1 protein-coding gene is annotated in these 551 nt (G+C 45.9%); it reads right to left on the bottom strand.

Annotation, left to right across the window (positions count from 1 at the left end; translation table 11 throughout):
• Positions 1-415, bottom strand: a 415-nt coding sequence (locus tag VZ95_RS20205; protein ID WP_045777462.1) for a hypothetical protein, incomplete at its 3' end; no start/stop codon positions are given.
• Positions 416-551 lie beyond the last annotated feature (136 nt).

Here is a 551-nt window from a genome sequence, read left to right on the forward strand (position 1 = left end):
GGCCCGTAATAACATCAACCCCGTCAACGCCAGTCGCGATCAGAATCCCGACAGCCCCAGCGCGATCAGGAATAGAGCCATAGCTACTATAGTCCCCTATACCCGACGGATTCTGCCCCGCACGTACTTTTCTCGTCCGGTCTTGGAGCCCTTCCTCAAACAGAGTCACAGGCTTCAGGGATTTAACAGCTTTATTTAAATTATCACGAATTGCATTAAACTCTGCCTCAGCGGTAGCTCCAATAGCCGACGCGGCAACATTGAGTTTTGGAATCAAATTGAGAATGATATCATTAGTTTTTCTTAGATTTGCCTGAGACGTTACAAGGTAATCACCAATTTTATCCATTTCCTGCTTAATCTTAGTTTTCTCTCTCTTGAGACCGGCAAGAACCGGCTCAAGAGTTTTATCCATATTATTATATTCTTCCCGCTTAACGTTTGTTTCTATGTCCAAACGGCGTTTTACGGCCTGAAATCGGACTTCGAACGCAAGCCGAGCCGTATTCTGGCTCTGTTTGATCAGAGCGTTGCCGAACGTATTGGTACTG

This window comes from Elstera litoralis (genome assembly GCF_000963705.1).
GTDB classification, from domain to species: domain Bacteria; phylum Pseudomonadota; class Alphaproteobacteria; order Elsterales; family Elsteraceae; genus Elstera; species Elstera litoralis.